This is a genomic window from Chitinophaga sp. RAB17, assembly GCF_052114225.1.
Taxonomy (GTDB): domain Bacteria; phylum Bacteroidota; class Bacteroidia; order Chitinophagales; family Chitinophagaceae; genus Chitinophaga.
Genome location: NZ_JBFREI010000006.1, coordinates 439,408 through 460,817, shown reverse-complemented (window position 1 = coordinate 460,817; position 21,410 = coordinate 439,408). Strand labels below are relative to the sequence as shown.

Annotated in this window: 12 protein-coding genes; 2 read left to right on the top strand and 10 right to left on the bottom strand. The window is 43.5% G+C overall.

What is annotated here, in order from left to right:
* Positions 1 to 19 precede the first annotated feature (19 nt).
* The 5 genes from AB4Z08_RS21485 to AB4Z08_RS21465 form a co-directional block, all read right to left on the bottom strand.
* On the bottom strand, positions 20 to 3,223 hold the full coding sequence (locus AB4Z08_RS21485; protein ID WP_441575838.1) for a hypothetical protein: 3,204 nt from the start codon (positions 3,221 to 3,223) through the stop codon (positions 20 to 22).
* Between the two features lie 19 nt (positions 3,224 to 3,242).
* On the bottom strand, positions 3,243 to 4,652 hold the full coding sequence (locus AB4Z08_RS21480) for a hypothetical protein (RefSeq protein WP_441575837.1): 1,410 nt from the start codon (positions 4,650 to 4,652) through the stop codon (positions 3,243 to 3,245).
* A gap of 343 nt (positions 4,653 to 4,995) precedes the next feature.
* On the bottom strand, positions 4,996 to 6,573 hold the full coding sequence (locus AB4Z08_RS21475; RefSeq protein WP_441575836.1) for a hypothetical protein: 1,578 nt from the start codon (positions 6,571 to 6,573) through the stop codon (positions 4,996 to 4,998).
* An 8-nt stretch (positions 6,574 to 6,581) separates the two neighbouring features.
* Complete coding sequence (locus tag AB4Z08_RS21470; protein WP_441575835.1) at positions 6,582 to 7,115, bottom strand: RNA polymerase sigma factor; 534 nt, start codon at positions 7,113 to 7,115, stop codon at positions 6,582 to 6,584.
* A gap of 143 nt (positions 7,116 to 7,258) precedes the next feature.
* Positions 7,259 to 7,600, bottom strand: a complete 342-nt coding sequence (locus tag AB4Z08_RS21465) for a hypothetical protein (RefSeq protein ID WP_441575834.1) — start codon at positions 7,598 to 7,600, stop codon at positions 7,259 to 7,261.
* 339 nt (positions 7,601 to 7,939) lie between these two features.
* Here AB4Z08_RS21465 and AB4Z08_RS21460 point away from each other — a divergent pair, with 339 nt between their 5' ends.
* Positions 7,940 to 8,683, top strand: coding sequence for a hypothetical protein (locus AB4Z08_RS21460; RefSeq protein ID WP_441575833.1), 744 nt, complete (start codon positions 7,940 to 7,942; stop codon positions 8,681 to 8,683).
* 325 nt (positions 8,684 to 9,008) lie between these two features.
* Here AB4Z08_RS21460 and AB4Z08_RS21455 read toward each other — a convergent pair whose 3' ends face one another.
* Together AB4Z08_RS21455 and AB4Z08_RS21450 are read right to left on the bottom strand one after the other, a co-directional pair.
* Positions 9,009 to 10,382: a sulfatase-like hydrolase/transferase gene (locus AB4Z08_RS21455; RefSeq protein ID WP_441575832.1), complete on the bottom strand. Its 1,374-nt coding sequence runs from the start codon at positions 10,380 to 10,382 to the stop codon at positions 9,009 to 9,011.
* Positions 10,383 to 10,589: 207 nt separating this feature from the next.
* Positions 10,590 to 13,580, bottom strand: coding sequence for a LamG-like jellyroll fold domain-containing protein (locus AB4Z08_RS21450; RefSeq protein ID WP_441575831.1), 2,991 nt, complete (start codon positions 13,578 to 13,580; stop codon positions 10,590 to 10,592).
* A gap of 554 nt (positions 13,581 to 14,134) precedes the next feature.
* On the opposite strand from AB4Z08_RS21450, the gene AB4Z08_RS21445 reads away from it, so the two are divergent.
* The gene (locus AB4Z08_RS21445) at positions 14,135 to 15,031 is read left to right on the top strand and encodes an AraC family transcriptional regulator (RefSeq protein WP_441575830.1); all 897 of its coding nucleotides are present in this window, start codon (positions 14,135 to 14,137) and stop codon (positions 15,029 to 15,031) included.
* Here AB4Z08_RS21445 and AB4Z08_RS21440 read toward each other — a convergent pair whose 3' ends face one another.
* The 3 genes from AB4Z08_RS21440 to AB4Z08_RS21430 all read right to left on the bottom strand — a co-directional run bounded on the left by AB4Z08_RS21440 (position 15,032) and on the right by AB4Z08_RS21430 (position 21,097).
* The gene (locus AB4Z08_RS21440; RefSeq protein ID WP_441575829.1) at positions 15,032 to 15,484 is read right to left on the bottom strand and encodes an L-rhamnose mutarotase; all 453 of its coding nucleotides are present in this window, start codon (positions 15,482 to 15,484) and stop codon (positions 15,032 to 15,034) included.
* Between the two features lie 669 nt (positions 15,485 to 16,153).
* Positions 16,154 to 17,971, bottom strand: coding sequence for a RagB/SusD family nutrient uptake outer membrane protein (locus AB4Z08_RS21435; RefSeq protein ID WP_441575828.1), 1,818 nt, complete (start codon positions 17,969 to 17,971; stop codon positions 16,154 to 16,156).
* A gap of 33 nt (positions 17,972 to 18,004) precedes the next feature.
* Positions 18,005 to 21,097, bottom strand: a complete 3,093-nt coding sequence (locus AB4Z08_RS21430) for a SusC/RagA family TonB-linked outer membrane protein (RefSeq protein WP_441575827.1) — start codon at positions 21,095 to 21,097, stop codon at positions 18,005 to 18,007.
* Positions 21,098 to 21,410: the final 313 nt, after the last annotated feature.

Below are 21,410 nucleotides of genomic sequence, written 5' to 3'. Positions count from 1 at the left end.
ACGGGTGTCGTTAAATGAGTTAATAGTTTTTATAGTTGTAGTCGACTGTCTTCTGGATATTCCGGTCTTCGTCCCTGATTATTTTCAATCTCAGCAGATCATCATATTCATAATAGGTAACAACATTTCTTTCATCACACTTGGTCAACATACCAATACCGGGCTTATACGTGTAAGTGCGCATCAGTGCATCAGCGGGATATAGGCGTACCTCATCGAGCAAAACCGTACTACTCCCGATCGTATAGTCGGCAGCGTTGGTGGTAGTGATATTGACAGGTTGTTCCTTGTATATCCATGCACCGCTACTGCCAGCTGTTTTTTCCCACCACGACAATATATATTTCCCTACCGTCCAGGGCATCGGTACATTAAAGGGACCGGTAATACTTTTGCTACCTGTTTTACCTTCGTTCTGAAAACCAGTGGTCAGGTCTTCAAAGCTGGTGTGGAAGATGCTTTTATGTACACGGGCTTCGTTATAATTAATTTTGATGTCTACCCTGGCCAAAGTCGCCTGCACCCCGGTCCAGTTCACCGAAAAATAATAGGAATCAGTTCCATCTGGCAACTGTGCAGTTTCGGTATAGGTATTGGCGCTATAATGAGTGGAGCTATGTATAACTCCGTTGCTGCTTCGCAGGTTTACCGTAATCATCCCGCTCGGATTGGTACCTTCCATGATCACTTTGATGGTATAAGTGACGGATTGACCGAGATTGGTTCTAAAGGGCGTAGAGTTAAACGATGATGTGGGTCCGCCCAAATCCAGAAACTGACCTGCCACATAGCTCCTTGGTATCATTTCATTGACAGGCTGCAATGACGCATTATTAACTTCTGCAATGGGGTAAGTATCATCATATCCCCAGATGTAAGAAACAGGTTTGCCCCCACTCTTGGAGAAGGAAGCCACTTTCCCATTCTCCAGGTAATCATTGTACCTCATTTCGAGTTGCTGACTTCCGATAGGTCCCTTCTGAATATATTCTTCATTCAGCCTGATTACTTTTCCATTATTGAACCAGTCTTTATAAGTCCTGCTTTTCTTTGTCAGCAAAACATTGTCCTTGAGATAATCTTCATCTATCACTGCACCTATCATGTTCTTACTCAGCATTGCTGCATAAACACCGCCCAGCAGGGATGCTTTTTCCTGCACATAGTGATTGGTTGTTTGAATCGTATTGTTCTTGCTATCGGTACTGACGATTCGTGTTGGGTGACTATTGCCAGTCTGATCATAATAATACTGGGTGGTATTGATCACCGGATTGGCACCATTCTGATCATAATTGTATACTGTTTGAAGACTTGGCCGGATCCATTCAGTAGTAATATTATAAGGAAAATCCTCACACTTGTCATAAGCAAAGCGCCTTACATGCATCACTGTGGCGTTAGCGGAGGAATATTCATTATGGACCCGGTTTACCAGCACATAAGCACCATTTACTTTACTATAAGTATATTCCTCATTCAGATTTCCATTTCTGGCAGATATATCCAGGGGCACCGGAACAGGAAAAATACCTGAATGATAATTGGTGGCCGGAGGCACAACGTTTTCAAAGTAAGCCTCTCTCTTGCCATTCTCACCATTCTCACCAAAATAAGTAACCACCTTATCATATCCGAGCGTAGTACCATTTACCGTTTCGCTCATGGTGGAATAGTTAGCCGAAGCAACAATTTTGCGACGCATTGATCCATAGATAGTAGTCTGGTAGGAACAACAGGAGCCGGGCTGTAATGTAATGGGCGTTGTCACGTCTGCGGAGAAGAATTCATATTCATCTCCCATGAGCTTTCCACCGGTATATTCAAAATTGCGGACATCGAGTTTATTGGCCGGATCCATGGCATAGATTTGCCTGATGCGTAATCCTTTCGGACCTGGGATGAGACTAGCGGCCTCATTAGGTTCGAACTGGAAACGGGTACTACCACCGGTAGGATAAACGATAGACTGTATAATACCGTTGCTTCCCATAAATCCTCCATAGGAAGATTTATCATACACATAGTCACTGATGTAATAAAACGAGTACGGTTTAAAAGCAGCTGTCTGGGTTTTTTCATTAATACTTCGTAGCCGCAAACGGGTAGAAATAGCCGGAGGAGCAGTACTGCCGGAGCTAAAGTAATCGTAGCCCATCTGAAATGACTTCAGATAAACGTCTGCCCCTGAAACCTTCATGTAAATATCTATTTTGTCCAGCTTTTTACTGGGAGGCAACCCTGGTCCTACCTGCAGATCCGTTCTGTTGCTGGTGTTCAGCACTATCTTTCCTGTCGGATAATCCACCTGGGTTAATACCACATCATCGGACAAAATAGTGGTGTTGGAGTAGCTGTAGAACGTTCCCGGCTGAACGGATCCAGGTGCGCAGCAACCGCTGCCCAGCTCGGCGGGATATATAGATACCAGGGAAGAGGTGACCGATGAAGAAGTAGATCTGGATATTTTAGTATTCAGCGGTGTCTGATAAGTGTAGGTGATCCTGGAATTATCCGGTAAAATAACAGCAGAGATAAACCAACTGGAAATGTATGTTTCTGATTTATCCTTATTGGGGCCTTCTGCTGCCGGGCTGATCGTACGTTCCGTAGTCATTTCAGTTTTGGCAAACACATATTTTACACCGTCATCAGTAGTAAGCATCCAGGCAGAATTGATCATGTCGTATTCAAAACGTATATTCTCCTGGGTAAAGGAACGAAGCGTAAACGGTTGCCCGCCTGTTCCTACGTCCAATACAAACTTCCCCGTATATCCATTGAAGTTATAATAGAACATATCCGGCTCCTGATCTATATCCTCATGACACAAATCAGGAAATCCCGGAGGAAAAGTATTCTTTCTGAAATATCCCCATTGGGCAAAATCATCCAGTTGACGTTTGGACCGGGTGATCACCCCACCTATGTTCAATGCCCACCCCAGTCCTACCCAGGAAGCCTCATCGGCAGTCCTGAATCCCCTTCCGTGGTAAGATATAGATACCGGCATGTTAAAGTCCCCGGTACTGATGGTGTGAAGCGGAATACTGATTTCCGGTACACCGCTATACTCGCTGACAGGTACCTGTCCATAAACCCCAAGACTGGCAGCATTGGGGCCCGGAGGAACATAAGATTTTAATGATTGGGCTATCAGCGTCGTATGAAAAAAGGCGCAAAGGAAGAGGGCCTGGCAAAGGCTTCTTAATAGTAATTTCATAGCATAAGAATAATGGGTTTTATAAACTGTAACCTATTCTGAATTTAAATGGCGTGGTGACTGGAATCTGGTATCTGTATAGAAAATCGTACAGGAGCTTTATTTCATAGCTCTTAAATAATCCGGAACCAATATGTAGTTTTTTGGTTACTCCAAGCAGGGCGCTCTGTTTCCAGTCAGATACCTGTTGCAGTGTTCGCAGCGTATGAAATGGTTGTTGGTAATTAAATTCCCAACCTCCGGAGATCCAGATGCTTCCTTTAAGTTTTATGTCTGCGAATGAACGCAGGGATAAGCCCTGTCCTGTGATATTGATATCCCGAAATCCCTTCCCCCAGCCTATCTTTCCGCTCGATCCCAAACCGGCCGTGCTACGTTCATTAAACCGGTAGCCTATAGAAAGGCCAAGGTCTGTTGTTGCCGGAAAGAAGTTATCAGCACGCACAGTTTGTATATTGGTGGAATACTCCAATCTTTCACGAAGAGATTTCCTGCGCTTAAAGCCAGGATGGGTGCCTGTTATACCAAGATCCTCTTTTTTCAGATCTGTCAATCCCTGCAGATCAGACAACATACCGTCCACCTGGCCGGCGCCGGATGGAAGACTTTCCTGTATGGTTGACTGTATATTGCCGGCCAAACCGGTGCGCTGCGTTATAACCTGGTTCACGGCCTCCCTGGTCTGCAGATTAGCCGCATTTGCAGCACTACCCTGGCCGCTGCCCAGTTGAAAGATGCTGCCCAGGTCAGAATTATTTTTAAAGAAATTACGGAAATCGGGGTTACCTGCTAACAGGCCGGTGAGCTTACTTTCCAGCTTGGAAGGATTCTCCCATATCTCTTTGCACGCATCTATTTTTGAACGGTAACCAGCCACCTGTTCCTGCATTTTCCGGAATCCCTTATAACGTCCCAGCTGTGGTATCTTATCCAATAACTGTTGTTGCCGATCCATCAATAACTGGCTGATATTACCTGTTTCATTAAATTTCTGCTGCAGGTCACTATATTGGGAAAGCAGCTGCTGGTACTGTTTCTGTGCCTGAACAGATTGCAGCAGATTGCGCTGGGAAAGAAATTTCATGGCTGTTTTCAGGGAATCCAGTTTGCTGCTGTATACGTCAGAGAAAGCCTGTGCAGGTAATTGTTTCGCGGAATTTATCCTTTTCTGTAATCCTTCATAAAAGGCGGCTGTTGATAGCAGTGATCCATTATTTAATAAAGTATCCTTCTTCTTTACTTTACTCAATAATTTATCTTCCTGCATCCGGAGCTTTTGCAGACTCCTTTTCGTGGCCATCAGTAATTTCTCCTGCGTTTGCGCGGTGGTACCGTCTAATTTTACAAGCCATTCATCGGCAGGCAAGGGCTTTTTCTCTTTATAAGCTAAACTGTCAGATTGAGCGAATGCCTGGACACATATAAGCATGCAGCATCCAATCATGAAAAATGAAGATTTCACGGGAACGGGTTATAGTTGTGACATAAACTAAATACGATAAAGGGCTCTGCTCTATTGATTATTATGCTACTCTGGAAAACTGATTAGATTTGGTTTGTCTGTTGGGTCGGATAACTAACTGAAATAATTCTCGGAACAATTCTCAGTACACACTCAAATATAAATATTATATTTTTTAAAAATCAAATTATTTTTTGATACAATTAAAAAAAGGTAGCCCTTCCCTGTCGTCCTGTAATAGGGCTATTGCCAGGTTACAGAATGGCTACCTGTTCCTTAAATCCTAAAATTAGCTATCAACACTTCCTGATTATTTACGCCGCGTCAGCAGTTTGTATCGGAGCATCAGCTGTAACTGAACAGGTGCTTTTATGCTGGCGGTCATACTGTCGCTACGGTTGGTATTAAGTGGCATCTCCACCCGTACACCTGCCTGCCAGCGCGGGGCATTGTAATACACCTCCAGCGGTATCTTCCACTGTTGCCATTGACTACTTTCTTTTACCAACCTGTTGCTTGAATCTGTGGCATTGCTGCCCCATGGCCGATAGAAGACAGTTTGCACATCAGTAGACCGGTTCATCCAGTAATTAAATTGAATGCCTGCGGCCACCTGCCACTGTTCAAAAATACGGCGGTGGTAAAGTAGTGCAATGCTGGCTCCGAATTCTTTGCGCAGCATTGTTTTGATTTTGCTGATAGAGCTGTCGGCGTTCCTGCTTTCACTTTCCCGGATCAGCGGATCATTATACATCTGTGCCGTAAAAGGTGTCAGATCCAGTGAAATGGAGTTGGCATTCCATTTCCTGACAGCTCGGATACCCGGTATCAGCAGACGATACACCTGGTTGTTTCCATTGGGACCGCTTAAATAATGAGTGCTGCCGGAAAGCGGAATAGTCGGCTGCCATTGTAGAAACAGTTGCCATTCCGGTAATTCATGTTTCCTGATTATATTAAGATGTGAGGCGATGTTGTTGGGTGGCTGATGACGCAATGCGCTCCCATTTCCAGCATATAGCGGCAGCGATTGCAGTAACAGCCGGGAAGTTTCCGATGCGCTGAAGGAAGCATTGATATTAACTTCAGGAAATAGAATGGCAGAAGCACCGGCAATGTTAAGATCCCCTGAAGTATGGTTAGCGGATGGTTTCGGGCTGGCGTTGTTGGTATCCAGCTTAGTAGCAGCGTTCTTTTTCTTATTGATACTGATATCTCTTCCTGTACCTGCATGATGAGTAGCCCGACTCCCCCCTGCCCGGCTACCGGGACCAGGTGTCACCGGATGAACGGTCGTACCTTTTGTTTCTCTGCGTGCAACAGTTGTAGCGTTGACACCAGTATTACGGACGTCCGTGTTAAGGTTATTTCCTGTGGCCGTTTGACGTTCAGTGCGGGTAGCATTCACCTCAATGCCGGCACTGGCCTCGTCTGCAGAAGGTTTAGTATTCACTCCTGTACTGTTGATGTCAGATATGAGAATAACGGGAGGTATGCTGTGTATTCCCCCTGCACCAACTATGCCCGATGTTGACGGTAAATATTTTTCCAGAGAGAAATAGTTGTGTGGTAAGGTATCCATATTTTCATCAGCGGGCATTCCTGCTGATGAGGTATCTGTTAAGGTAGGATGTAGTTGGAGTGAATGGTTGGTGTTTGGTCGGATAATGGCATGGTAAGCGATAGCAAATGCAATACTGGAAACAACCACAATTCCGGCCAGCAGAGCTGCTTTGTGTAAAAATGGTAGTCTTTTATTCAGGTGCACCTCCGGTAGAGTGGCATTTAGCCTGCGCTCCATATCTGCCCATCCATCCTTTGCAGGAGGAATAGGAATAGGTGAATTTTCCTCGTTTATATAATCGTTGCCTAAGTTAGATGCGCTCACAGATGTAATTATTTATTCAGATAGTATGCTATAAATACGGGCTTTAACCGGGTTCGTGTTTCGCTCAGATGCCATTTTATAGTACCTGCACTAAGTTTCAGCCGTTCACTGATTTCCTTAATGGATAAATCTTCCAGATAATATAAAGAACAAATGGTCCTGGTAGCAGGAGGAAGACAATCCAGTAGTTTATAAATATCCTTCCATTCCAGCTTGCCCAATAGGTTCTCTTTTTTCTCCGGCAAAAAAATATCCAGCTCCTGGTGTTCCGGCCATTTATGTTGTTTTAGCTTATCCAGTGCCGCATTTCTGACAACCGTATAAGCCCAGTTAAAGAACGCTCCTTTGGTTGCATCGTATTTTTTTATGTGCCGGAAAACTAAAATCATACCATCATTCAATGCTTCCAACGCGTCATTGTTGTCACTGAAAAATTTACGACATAGTAAAAAAAATGCCGGATAAAGCCTATAGTAAAGCTTTTCCTGGCTTAGACGGTTATTGTCGGCACATTCCGCTATCAGTTGTAAAATATCTTCCAATGGGTGTTTTCCTAGACAGTAAGAAATAGCAACGTTGCCATCACATTTAGGTGAAGGCAACGTTTGTTTGAATAAATATTGTGAGTATAATAATTTTATGGCATGCGCCGTCATCCGGCGCGTTGAACAACAATCACGAAAAGTTACCGCCGATGCCGGGTGGAATCAGGATGATGCGGAATAGTATCGCCTGGATAATGTGGGATGGTGTCGCCCGGGTGATGCGGAATAGTATCGCCTGGATAATGAGGAATGGTATCGCCGGGATGATGTGGAATCGTGTCGCCAGGATGATGAGGAATCGTGTCGCCGGGATGATGTATGGTATCGTGTGGGATCGTATCACCCGGATGGCTGGAATCCTTTTTGGCAAAACTGGATGACAGCGGATCATCGGTAGGATTTACCTGCATCTGTTTGCGGCAGCCAAAAACAACAAAAGCCAACAGGACGAGGCCCATTAAATAGAGTGGCATATTTTTCATACTATTCAGTTTATTTACTAAAGTAAACGGGGGCTCAACAGCAAAAGGTTGGGTGAATAGAAAAAAAAATTCTGCCACTTGATTAAATATGCAATTATTTCTGGCTCTACAATAGGTTAATTACTTTGAAGATGGAATTTCCAACTATTCTTTGCAAATAAAGATGTTTAATTAACATCATCGCTAGTTCGAACCTGGTCATCCCGACACTCAAATCCTATCAAACTATCTTTGAATATTATACAATTCTAATGACATTAGCTTTAGCTAATCTTCCACCTATCCCGCAAACACGTTCCCCGAATTATCTTATATTTATAGTAATCAAAATAACCTCCTATGGCAAAACAAATGTCTATCCTTCCCTTTACGGGAAAACTCGGTCCTCTCATTGGGTATAAGCGCAATGGCGAATACTTCCTGCGCTCCATGCCTGAAAGCGTACGGCAAACCACTGCTACCCGCCGCGCATCCCGCCGCTTTGGCGTCGCCAGCAGGAAAGGCGCTTTTATCCGTAAGGCTTTCTACCCTCACCTGGATATCCATTGTGACGGCGGCCACATCAATCGGCTCAACAAGCTACTCATTGCTGCCGGTGATCATCACGCCGCCATGACCGGCTTCCGCTTCAATCAGCATACCGGCGTAGATCGTTTCTTTACGGTAGCTCCCCGGCTGTGCAGGAACGGGATATTAAATATTCCCGCGCAAACCATCGCCGGGCATAAAGGGTTGGCTGCATTGGAAGTAAAAGTGATCGCAACGCGCATTGATTTTAAATCACGTCGGGTGGTGGGTAGCGAAACGGTTACGCTCATGATAGATCCGGATACCACTTTCCAGGAAACAAATGTTTCGCTGGATGTACCCGGGGAAGGTTCACTGGTAGTAGTTTTCCAGGTGAGAGCAATGTACAGCGATGGCCCATCGGGCAACAGACAATATATGGCGGCCGATATTATTGCGGTAACAGCACCACAAGTACCCAGGTATGCTAAAAAACGTACTTATCCAAAGCGGGCGATATTGCCGGCCAAACTCACCTGGCCACACATATATCCAGCTGTCATTCAACTCGAATAAAGCGATCCTGCCCCGGAGATATTTTGATAAATAAACCCTTATACCTGTACCCTTTCAATAGTCTATCTCTTTCCCCAGCTACAGCCCTGGTACTGAAGCAGCCCTGCTATGGCCGGTTCTGGCCTCTATCCATTTGCGGATGCAATTTCATCGGGGTTATACATCCGGAACTCATCCCCGCATCAAGTCCACCTCCCCTGCAGTGTTACTATAGGTATATAGCTGGTGCCAGGCATAGCATCAACGGAGTCTACACAATGAAAAAGTAATGCTGACTATGATGGGTGTTCTTAATGCACTATCCAGGTCTTCAGGGATGCTGTTCTTATTTCCCTTTAATTTTTTCCTGCAAATTTTCATTCACCTTGTACATTTCCAATACGTCTGTATCACCGGGTCCTCCGCTCCATAAAGGCTTAGCTAAACTGGAGGCCCATTGTTTATACTTTTTCAGTAACCGGGTCGCAACAGCGGCATGCTTTCGAAAAAGATCATTGGATTCACTAACGTCCGATACAAGATTGTATAGTTCTGGTTGAAAACCATTATGCTCAAAATAAATCAGCTTCCAGTCTCCATCACGAATAGCGCCTACTTTCCCCTGCCTCCAGTACAAGGTTCTCATTTTTTTTATTTTATTACCATATAGTAAAGGCAATATATTTTCACCATCAAGGTATTGAAGGTTAGGTTTCCCCCCGGCAGCGACAATAAATGATGGCAAGAGATCAAGCGTGGAAATTACCTGATCTGATTTTTCAGTGTGTTTAATAACTGCGGGCCAATGAATAATCATAGGTACCCGGATGCCCCCTTCGTACATCATTTTTTTTGCGCCTCGCAAAGGCTCGTTATTTGAACCATTGGAAGCAAGCGGGCCGCCGTTGTCGTTTGTAAATATAATCAGGGTGTTTTCAAGTATATTCTTTTCCGTTAATGCTTTTAATACTTTCCCTACGTTATCATCGATGGACTGTGTCATGGCTGCATTTGTTGCGCGCGCCATCGAGTTATACCGTTGCAGATATTTATCCAGGTATTCTTTTTTGGCCTGTAAAGGCACATGTGGTGCATTAAAAGCAAGATATAAAAAGAAGGGTTGCGTTTGCCGGCCGATAAACGCTGCTGCATCATCCCCCAAAGCATCTGTTAAATAGGAAAGGCTGTCCGGATTCACTGGTGTACCATTCCGTTCTATTTCTTTTGCCTTCCCGGTAAAATAGGGACTACTACCTTCGAGTGTCCCAAAAAAATAATCAAATCCTCTTTTTAAAGGGCTATAATAAGGCGCAAGTCCTTCATGCCATTTTCCAATAATGCCTGTGGAATAGCCTAGTTCCTTCAGATAGGAAGGCATCAGCTTTTGTGAAAGCGGAAGTCCCAGGCTGTCCTGACTCGTTCCATTCAATGGCTGCGGATTAACCAGGTTATATTCATGACCAAACCTATTCTGCATCCTGCCTGTCAGTAATCCGGCACGTGATGGACTACAATTGGGAGCAGTAACATACGCCTGCGAAAAAGTGATTCCATGTTGTTGAAGCCCATTGATATTAGGTGTTTCTACGCTATTTCCCTTTTGGAAACCGAAATCCGCATAACCTGCATCATCTGTAAGAATTACTATAATATTTGGCCGCCGCTGCGCATTCAAAAAAAATGGCAGCAGCACTAACAAAGCAATAGAAAATAACTTCATATCCAACTTTTATAAAAAAATTTCCACAGGAAAGAAATAACCTGGAAGTAACTATTTGTAAATGTATATACAAATATATTATTTCACAAACGGAAATATCATTTCCTATAAAGAAATTATATGGATACGGAAATAGGTATTAAAATACCTAAGGTGATGCCTATTATTTTATCGTCATTTGCAAACAAGATTAAAATTCAATGCGACTTATTCCTTTACTACATACCATGCATAACCTCCTGGTGGAATAGATACCTGCAGCGATATTTCATGATGGGCATCAACTGCATAGCTGCTAATATTACCATCCTTATCAGTCACTTTTGCATTACCGGTAATCCCGGTATAGTATACAGGCACCTTCATTTGCCTGGTGATTGCCTTATCTGTCGGATTAAATATAACGAGCATTCCTTTTTCCTCAATACTGGAATTCACATGAAACATGGCATCCAGGTCCCGCCCCGTAGGGCGGGCAATATGGATGATATCAGATGTTAGAATAGCCCTGTGTTGTTTAAACCAGTTTGTCCATTTGGCTACCATTGCTTTTGTTTCCGGGGTATCGTATAAGCGCTTACCCCGCAATGTAAACTGACAGCCGCTGGCGAGATGCTGAAATAATCCGACCTCATATCGGTCCAGGTGTTGCGACAATGGTTCCAGGCCAACACGTGGATCACCTGTGTAAAAACCCACCAACTGCAGCGTCATCCAGCCCATGGTGGGGGCTTTATGCCAGGTGCCGTCATAAATATATTGCCGCCCCAATAATAATTGTTGCTGGGGAGTAAGGTTGGCACTCGCCTCCCTGTATCCCATACCGGTGGCACTCTGTCCATTCAGGAAATACCAATCCGGTATGGCGGCGTACATGTTGCGTCGCTGGGCTTCGTGTAAAACACGTACCTGTTGCTTCCATTGCTCCCATTGGGAGTCATATAAATTATGATGATGCGGATGCTCCAGGGAGGCACATACATCCCCATGATATGGGCCATCCACGGTATAACACATGAATCCTGTTTTATCGAAAAATTTCCACATTTTCGGATAGTAAGTATCCTGCCACTCACTGGCCACACAAACACTCTGCCCGAATAAACTACCTGGTTTTCCTGTTTGCGGATCAATACAGTCCACCGCAGCCCCACGCCCTCTGGATGCTACCTGCAACTCATAGCCGCCCATAATAATACCTTTAGCGGCTGCATAATGGGCGATCTCTTTCCAAAGACCCACATAAGCCGAATCCAGGTTATCATGCGATATGCCCGGCCATGCCATAATATCCAGACGCTCAAATCCAAGCTCGCCCATCTGATCAATAAAATTTTTCAACTCCACCCTGTCATGAGAAGTAATACCTCCGGTGAGAAGTGACTCCGTTACCTGAGGCGCAAGCGTTCTGTAAAAACGCCTGTGCGCAAGACTCTGACGCTCCCGGTCATCGCTGTCATGTAATAATTCGAATGTTACAAACGATGTAAATTGTTGCCTGGGAAGCACGGTCTCATTGGGGCCCATAGGCATCCGGCTAACCATCAGGTTATGATGAGGGAAACCCAGAAACCTGTCCTCCGCCTGATTATGTGAAGCCCACGTATTATACTCTTTGTCTACCCGCCAATCCGTTGTAGATCTGCCTACCTGGTAGGCAGGTGGCGTCCCTTTATAATGCATCAATGCACTTCCTTCTGTATCTGCATTCACCAATGCAAACGAATAATCGCTTTCTACGTGTAGTCGTTTAATCTGGTCCTGGTTAACCGCCAATACTTCTGACTCAGATTCCTGCACGGTGAAAGCAACACCACCCTTATTTTCAACAGTAACCCATTTCGCTATCACCGGAATTCCTTCATACAATTCATAATGCACCAATACCTCCACATCTTTCTTAAAATCCCCCTTATAAAGCGGCGCCTTATAATGCATGATTACATGCACCCCTTTTGGAGGCCAGTCTGCGTGTACAGCATTATACTTTTGCTGCCAGGGATAACGCACTTCAGGTTGCTTTAACTCGATACCATCGAATCTGAAGGCGGATGGTTCAGCTACCAGGTCCTTCAACCAGCTATCCATCAGGTAAGATTTTTCCGGCTGGCCACTCAGCCCTCCGATATTAAACCAGGTGCTATCAATCATTACACGCGCCTCCGGCTTTACGGCTCTTATATACTCAGCATGATCAGACAAATTGCTGAAACCTGTACACGCAATATTTCCACTGATATAAAACTCCCGGGAAAGCAATCCGTTAGTAAGCAACAATTTCGCCGACAGTCCATCAGCGGCGGGTTGCACTAATACCTGCGCCGGCACATGTATGCGTTCTACCAACCAGTCTGCCTGGTTACCTGATAGCGGCCATTCGGTTACACGCTTTACGCCGGGCGTATTTAAAACGCCGGAAATCATTGCCTGTTGCTGAGCTACCGATAACTGCCGCTGCTGCACTATTTGCGCGCCATTATAGAGTAAATGGCGGCGTGGATCAAACTTACCTTCCGTTAATTTACTCAGGCGCATTTCATATATTAAGCCATCAAATGAACTTTTCCGGCCCACAGCACCAGCATTAAAAAAAGCGGGAGCATGTGATACGCTTCCATCAGCTTCCAGTGTCTTCACACCGTTGATATAACCGATCGTCTTCCGCCCTTTCACGACCAACGCAATGTGTACCCACTCACCTGGTACTACTGTCCCCATATTCTTTCCCGCATTACGCCCATCTATTAAAACAGACCAACTATTACCCATCTGTCCGATGAGATATCCCAATGAATCATTTCCGTAACCTGCCAGCACCTTAAAATCTTTGTCGCGCTGCTGCGCGTCCTGCCTGGAATTTGCCTGGGCCCAGACTTCCATCACAAAACCCGCTCCTCCGGCGTCTATCGTCTGCAGACTGTTATAGCCTGCGTTATTTTTAAATAACAGTGCCCCCTCTCCCATCAGCTTCCTGTCTGCAGGTGCGTCTGCAAAAAACACCGGTTGCCCTGTCTTCTTCAGATCAATATGATGCGCGAGATCTCTAATCGTATCGGGTCCATTGGCATAGGTTACTTCACCGGAATGTCCGAAATTATAATGCACTACAACCGCATTTTGCCCGCGCAAATCATTTGCAAAAAAGCCAATAACAAAAAAGTTAAATAGGAACCAATAGGTGCTCCGGAGAATAAACATGAACCTGAAATATTAAAGTAAATAAAGTAGCTACCTTTTATGAGATGGCTGATATTATCCATCGCTTTGATGATCAGCTACCAAAGAGACATCTTATCTCCACGCGAAATTACCACAACAGATCGCTTTAAACCTATTATTTAATTGATTACTACCAATGTTTTTTTGATGCGGGATGATTTAATCTGCAGAAGGATGCCAGGGTTTACAGCGAGAATTATAAAAAAGAGGTTAAAAAACCTCCTCCGTTAAATATCCTATTTGCTTATGAGACACTATTATACGAACATTAAATGGCTGGATAAGTTGCTACAACAGCCGTTTTTAAATACAAACAGCATTTGTAAAAATCAATTTATTCCGGCCTAAAACAAATCCGATAATAGTGCAAAGATGAGCTTCTTTGAGGCAGCATACAACCCTTAATTTAACCATTACAAATACTTTTTTTGCCGATCATAAAATCAATAATTACGGCTCTGGGATTAGCCATATTTCTCCGTGGTTTTTCCCTATATTTGGATAGTCAGCCCACCTAACAAGGCCCACATTCTATGCAATATATATACGAGAATTTTACTTTCCCACCCGACCAATCGTTTACTGTCAGATCTGAAATTCTGGAGATAAAAAAATATGCAGCATTAAAGTCGCATATTAATTTTGAAATAGCATTGCTGGAAAATTGCAGTGGCAAAAGATTTATCGGTGACCATATCGAAGACTTCAATGGCCCGGAACTGGTACTGCTGGGCAGTTATGTTCCTCACTGCTGGCAGTACTACCAGTTAATCGATCCATTGATTTCTCCACAGGCAGTTGTCATCCATTTCTTTCCCAATTTCCTTGGAAAGGAGCTGTTGGAAAAACCAGAAGCCAAACAGTTGAATATACTTTTTGAGAAAGCAGCCAAAGGAGTTTTATTTACCGGCAGTACATTGCACACTGCGAAAATGATCATGCATCAAATGGTCTTTGTGTCCGGACTTACCCGGATTGCATTGATGATACGCCTGCTCGATATCCTGTCGCAGTCTGAAACATCAAGCGTATTATCTTCCCCTTTCTACAATACCGTTGAAAACTCCGGCGAAGCCAAAAAAATAAATAAGGTATTCGACCATATCTTTCAAAATTTCAGGAATGATATCACCCTGCAGGAAGTGGCAGATCTTATTCCCATGTCATCAGCTGCATTCTGCCGTTTCTTTAAGCGTAACACCAACCGAACCCTGATAGATTTTGTAAAAGAAGTACGTATAGGACACGCTGCGAAATTATTACTGGAAGGACACTACAACGTAGCTGAGGCCAGCTACAACAGCGGATATAACAACATTTCAAATTTCAATAAACATTTCAAGGAAATCAAGGGTCTTTCACCGCGGGACTTCATGAAACAATACGAGGATAAAGAAAACCTCTTAAAACCGAATACCAGCAATGTATAGTTAATCCTTAACAAAGCGATAGAAAGGCGCTGCTTCCACCCACTTTTCATTTTTCCCCGCCCCTGCTACCCCCGTTTGATAACCATCCATCAATCTGTTCCACTCTGCACAACGTTTATCATATGACTCCGCCATTTTACCCATCTGATCCAGGTTAGCATCTGCAGGTACTGAAAGCGTCATTACAAGAAGATAACCATGCCGGTAAAGTGTTATTTTCCGATATCCTGCTTTTTTAAACCCAGCCTCTACTTCTGGCCATATATGCGCATGATAATCCAGGTACTCTTTCAGTTTTAATGAATCAGGCACAATATTCACAACAAAGACATATTCCTTCAACTCAGGCTTACTGTCTCTTTCCGGGCTACCTGTACTACATGCCTGTACCATCAGCAAAGGACCTACAGACAATAAAAGCAGTGAAAAGAAAGAAGAACAGATTTTGTACATGGAGACTAATTTAATACAATATAAATAATAGTGTAATTATTTTCAAAACGGTAAGGAAAATCGGCTATTGAATAACCATAAATAATATATTTCATGAAGTTAGGTTACAGCCAGCACCCATAGTACAACAATATTGACCAGCATCAATGTTATATTTACCCCATTGCACAACAAATTTAAACCAGGGGTAGGAATACCCCCGGCATTTCGTGGAACTTTAAAATGATCCCTTCAATTCCTCTTTATTGTCCGACAGTTGCTAATTATGTGAAAAAAATTGAAACCTATTAGTGTAAGCTACTTTCCGTCTTTGATAAATAAACGGGAAAAGACTCGTTTGAGCGCTCATTCGCTTCCTTTTAACCTAAAAGACAAAGATCCTCTTGTGATCCCGAAAAATCAACATCAAAATTTGCAGGCTTACATGTTATTTTATCCCTATAAAAAAAAGTACTGACCTGCATCCGCAATAGTTTTTAATGCCGGTATCCTTATTATATTAAAAACAGGTAAGTAAAAACCCGTGCAAGTCTATGCTTCCCTCCATACAGTTCCCTCGCTCCCGTTTCAGACACGAAGGAGCAGGCGCATTTACTTCTATCCTCATTACAATAAAAAGAGGCCGGTAAATACAGCCGGCCTCTTTTAACGTGATTTATTTCCAACTATTTACTGCAGCGGATCAAAGTTTCCGCCCCATTCAATATTCTGTTGTAATACATTTTTCGATTGTGAAATCTGGCCCGGATTTAATGCCGGGAACCAGTGCGCTAAGTTGTAGTTGAATTTATGATTAATGTCTCCATCAATGCTGGCAATATATGCAGCATAAAACTTCGCCCTGGTGGTATCGTTGAGAATAAGTTCATTGCCGGCTACTTTTTTATCGGGTTGCAGCACTATGTAAATAGATTGACGTGTGCCCATCGTATTCAGGAGATCATATCTTTTCCAACGTCTTAAATCGCCGGAACGTTTTCCCTCAAATGCAAACTCAATAAATCGTTCTGCCATATAAGCACGCTGTATTTCTGCTTTCGTTGCAGCAGTGATACCATAGGTACCGGCGTTACCAGGCATAATACCTGCCCGCTGACGAATTTGATGCAATACATCCAATGCTTCGGAGGTTTGACCTAATTCATTGGCACATTCACCATAGTTCATCAATACTTCAGCAAAACGTATTTCGGGCCAATCGGTTTGTCCTTTGCCGCTGTTTTCATCTGCTACCGTTGTATCTAATCCTTTCCTGTCGTAAAAACCTACAAAACCGGGTATGCCGGAACGGTTAAAATCGGTTACCAATACACTCTTGTAACTGGCCCTTTCGGTTGGATTACCGGAAATATGCCGATACACACACCAATAGGTTTCTCCTTTCCGGTATGTATTGGCGTTTTGGTCAGGGCATACATACGGAACTCCGCCGAAAAATACGGTAGCGTAAAAACGAGGGTCACGGTTCAAATAGAAATCTTTTAAAAACTGGCTGTTGTAAGCGGGATCAGACAGCTTGCTAACATCCATGTCCATAGGAGACCCGTCACGTTTTGGGAAACCGAGCAGCATGGGAAGATAGGGCTGATTTTCGTTATAGCCACCAGCTTTCAGGGTGGTTAAATCTATAGGATGTCCCGGATAGAAGTATTGGTTCACCATAATCACCTCCTTGTTCCGTTCCTGGTACCAGATGTTTTTGAAATTCTCAAATAATCCGTAACCGGCAGCAATGCCGGCATCTTTTGCGGCTTTATTGGCATCGTAGGCTGCCTGCCAGCGGGCCTTATCGTTAGACGGGTTAAACAAGGGGCTGGCATACCATAACAGCACCCGGCCTTTGACAGCCATGGCTGCAATTTTAGTTATTCTTCCATAATCTTTACCTGCATCAGTATATGCTGCGGGTAAAACAGCAATGGCCTCATCCAGGTCTTTCAGTATCTGCGCTACACATTCAGCGGTTTTATTGCGGGGAACAAATAATTTCGAAAGGTCAGACGGGTCCTGCACATGCAATATCAACGGTATGCCACCTACCTGTTTCACCATATCCCAATATTTCCATGCCCGCCAGAATTTGGCTTCTGCGACATAGCGTTTGTTCAATGACTCGTTGACTATTGTATTAGATACAGTGGCGATTTTATCCAGGAAGTAATTAATCCTGTCGATATACTCATAGTCTAAATCCATATGGGTATTCTCAACCGTGGTAATTCCCCGTTGGTTTTCGCTAAGGTTATGCCCATCGGCATTCATCGCTTCATCACTATCGGTTCCGTCGATCGGCCATCCGGGCATTAACTTACCATAAATATCGTTGAGATAAGCGCTTATCATATTGGCATCAGTCCAGACTTTATCCGGCACAATGGCATCCTTATTTTCATAATCCAATCCCTTTTTACAAGCCTGACCAAACAAGATCAGTATGACCGACAACAATCCTGCGCCGTATGTGGAGAAACGAATTTTACTATTCATAACAATGTAGTTTTTTATTTTAAACAAGTTGAATTAATAGGTCACACTTACCCCGAAATTGAATGTGCGCATAATGGGGAAGCTGTTGGGTCCACCAATTTCAGGATCGTAATACAACTTGTTAAACTTGCTGATGATAAACGGATTGGAAGCGTTGAAAAAAGTGCGTGCACCGGCGAGGCCAGCTTTATTTACCCAGTTCTGAGGAAGCGAATAACCGAGTGATATATACTTGCACCTCACCCAACTACTTTTTCTCCACCAGAATGTACTTTTATCCGAGGTCACCTTATTAGTTCCATCGTTAGAGGAGTAACGAAGTGGTAAGAAGGCATCGGGATGCTGAGGGGTCCAGCTATCGGTAGACCATTTCACCCAGTTCCGGTTCCATTCCACATTTTGTGTCATGGGATTGATAGACTGGTAATAATTTAAATTACCATTAAAGCTGACATCAAGGCTCAGCCCTTTCCAGGATGCGCCAAAACTTAATCCCACACCAATAGGATTGTTATTCTTCTTCCATTCAATCGCATCCCAATCGTCTATGATACCATCCTTTTTGCCATTGGGGCCGTTAATATCCTTGTACACCAATTGCCCCAATGCTGCTTTATAGCCATAATAGGTATAATTGGGGTTGGCTGCATTCCAGGCATCCAGGTCGGCCTGTGTTCTGATTATTTTTTCAGCTACACGGGTTACGATATTGTTAGTGCTTTTATTGAGCACGTCGTCATACGGATGGGTAAGATTCTGATCCCTGATTTTAGTAATGGCATTGCTATAGGAGGCTACCGCATTGATATGGTAATTGACATTTCCAGTTTGTCCTGTATATCCTACGCTTAACTCTCCCCCCTGTGCTCTTATTTCTCCGTAATTGGAAAAAGGAAGTGGTCTGCTAAATGTAGGAGGTACTGTTTGAATACGGGCTCCCAGGATGTCATAGGTTTTTGTAAAGAAATATTCCAGTGACGCATTGAAATGTTTTAAGAAATTAACGTCAATGCCTGCATTATAATTCAAGGTTTTCTCCCAGGTTAAATCAGGATTTACCAGTGAGCCGTACTTGATGCCTACGCCCGTTGCTCCTCCTGTGCCAAAAAACGCGTTGTTGCCCTGCTGGTGTGCTTCCTGCCATTGCCATCCTCCTACGCCATCGTTACCTACTAAGCCGGCAGATAACCTGAGTTTGAGCATGTCAATTTTGTTTGACCTGAAAAAATTTTCCTTTGAAATAATCCAGCCCAATGAGCCGGATGGAAAGAGGCCCCAACGTTTATCGGGCGCAAATTGCATAGAACCATCATAACGAAAAGCAAAGGAAGCCAGGTATTTGCTGTCATAATCGTAAAAAAACTGCCCGATATATGATTTTCTTCCGGACGGTTGTTCGGTGTTGCCTTCCACATAAGAATCCACTCTGTCGCCACTTGTAAAGCCCCATTGATCACTGATATATACAGGAAAACGCTCCCTGGTACCCTTCATCCAGGAACCATCGTTGCCAGTGCGTTCATAGATCAGCCATGCCTTTACATGATGCACGTCCTTAAAGGTATTTTCATAATTTACCTGTAGGTTCAACTGATAATCGGTGCTCCATTCATATCGTTCAGACAACTTGTTGGTATGAAAAGATTTTGCCAACGACACAAGATCTTTAGGGTCTGTACTAATGATATATTGGTCAGTTGTTTTCATGATCCACATATCATATTGCTTAACAAACGCTTTCTCCCGTTGATTGGAAAACGATTTACTAAACTGGCTCGCTACGCTAAGTCCTCTAACACCCGGAATTTGGTAGTTAAGCTTTAAGTTGGCCACTGGCTTAACGGAAGACGAAGTCTTATACCCGTTATCACCCCTTGCCTGCGCACCCATGTTCTGAATCCAACCATAGTCAATTGGATGACCGTCAGTTGTCCAAACAGGTTGATATGGCTGCCATACCCTTAGTTTGGCATACACGTCACCATCGTAATCATTGTCCGAAGGGAAGTTTCTAATATTATTATTGAGTGATAAGAGCGCTTCCGCCGTCAACCCCTGCGCAATCCGGGCTTTAATATTGGCTCTTACATTGTAATTTTGCCATTTCAAATTTTTTATGAACAGCTGCTGATTACTCATTGAACCGCCAATAAAGTATTGTATTTTATCCGTTCCTCCGGTGATACTTAAATTATGCGTAGTAGTAGATGGGTCATGCCATACAGCAGCTAATTGATCGTATCCCCAACCATCATTAATTGTTTTAAACTTATCAATAACAGTTTGGCTATATGAATTGGGCGTTATCCGGTTCTGAAATTCAAAATACTGCACCGCACTCATCAACTCACTATTCCTGGTTCTTTTATCAACACCGGTCTGAAAAGAATATTCAATGGTTGCCTTACCGGATTTCCCTCTGCGTGTTGTTACCACAATAACTCCAGCAGCAGCTCTTGAACCATATACCGCAGTAGAAGCTGCATCTTTCAGCACGGTAATGTTATCTACCTCATTTGGCGATAAACGGTTGAAATCATCACTCCCTGCAATTCTTCCATCAATTACATACAGAATATCCTGCTTATTCTTATCCCAGGTGGTCCGTTGACGAATAGAAATACCCGGATCGTTTCCTGGTATTCCCTTCGGGCTGGCAACACTCACACCTGCTATCTGACCTGCTAAAAGATTACCCAGTTGCTGAGTAGGTATATTACGTTTTACTTCATCAAATTTTACGGTTCCTATCGAAGCGGTTAACAATTCTTTTTTCTGTGTACCATATCCCACCACCACTACATCGTTGAGCGTTTCGGATGATGCGTTCATCGGAACAATGAGATTGGCCCGGGCAGTTACAATAACAGGTTCATAGCCTACTATTGTAACGCGCAAGCGGCTACCTTCAGGCACTGTTATTTCAAACAGCCCTTCTTTGTCAGCTATTGCATTTTTTTTGCTGTCAACAAGGGTAATAGTGGCTCCTCCCAAGGCCACCCTATCTTTTGAATCAATAACTTTTCCTGTAATCCTGATCGGGTTCTGTGCAAATGAAATCTGCGTAGTCAGCAGTAGGCATAAGACACCTAAGAGCCACCGGAGTGGTTCTACTTTTGTTTTCATAACTGAATCGGTTGACAAATCGTGACAATAATATCCTCGATAATTGTGAGGCAAATCTCGCTGACGAAGTTCACGCGATATATTTTTTCAAACAACAACTGCTTTGATTTTTAGTAATGTTATTTTGCCCCGAATATTTTTTTCCATGTAAGCGCCGGCAGCCTCCACGCTATATTTCCTTAATGAGCTAAGGGAAAACAATCGATTTATCAAGAGAAGAATTTTTATAGGAACAACAAAATTATGCGGACTAAATCACAAACAAGGTGATCTATAAAATGTATAATATGCATACCTCTTCATTAATGCTGTC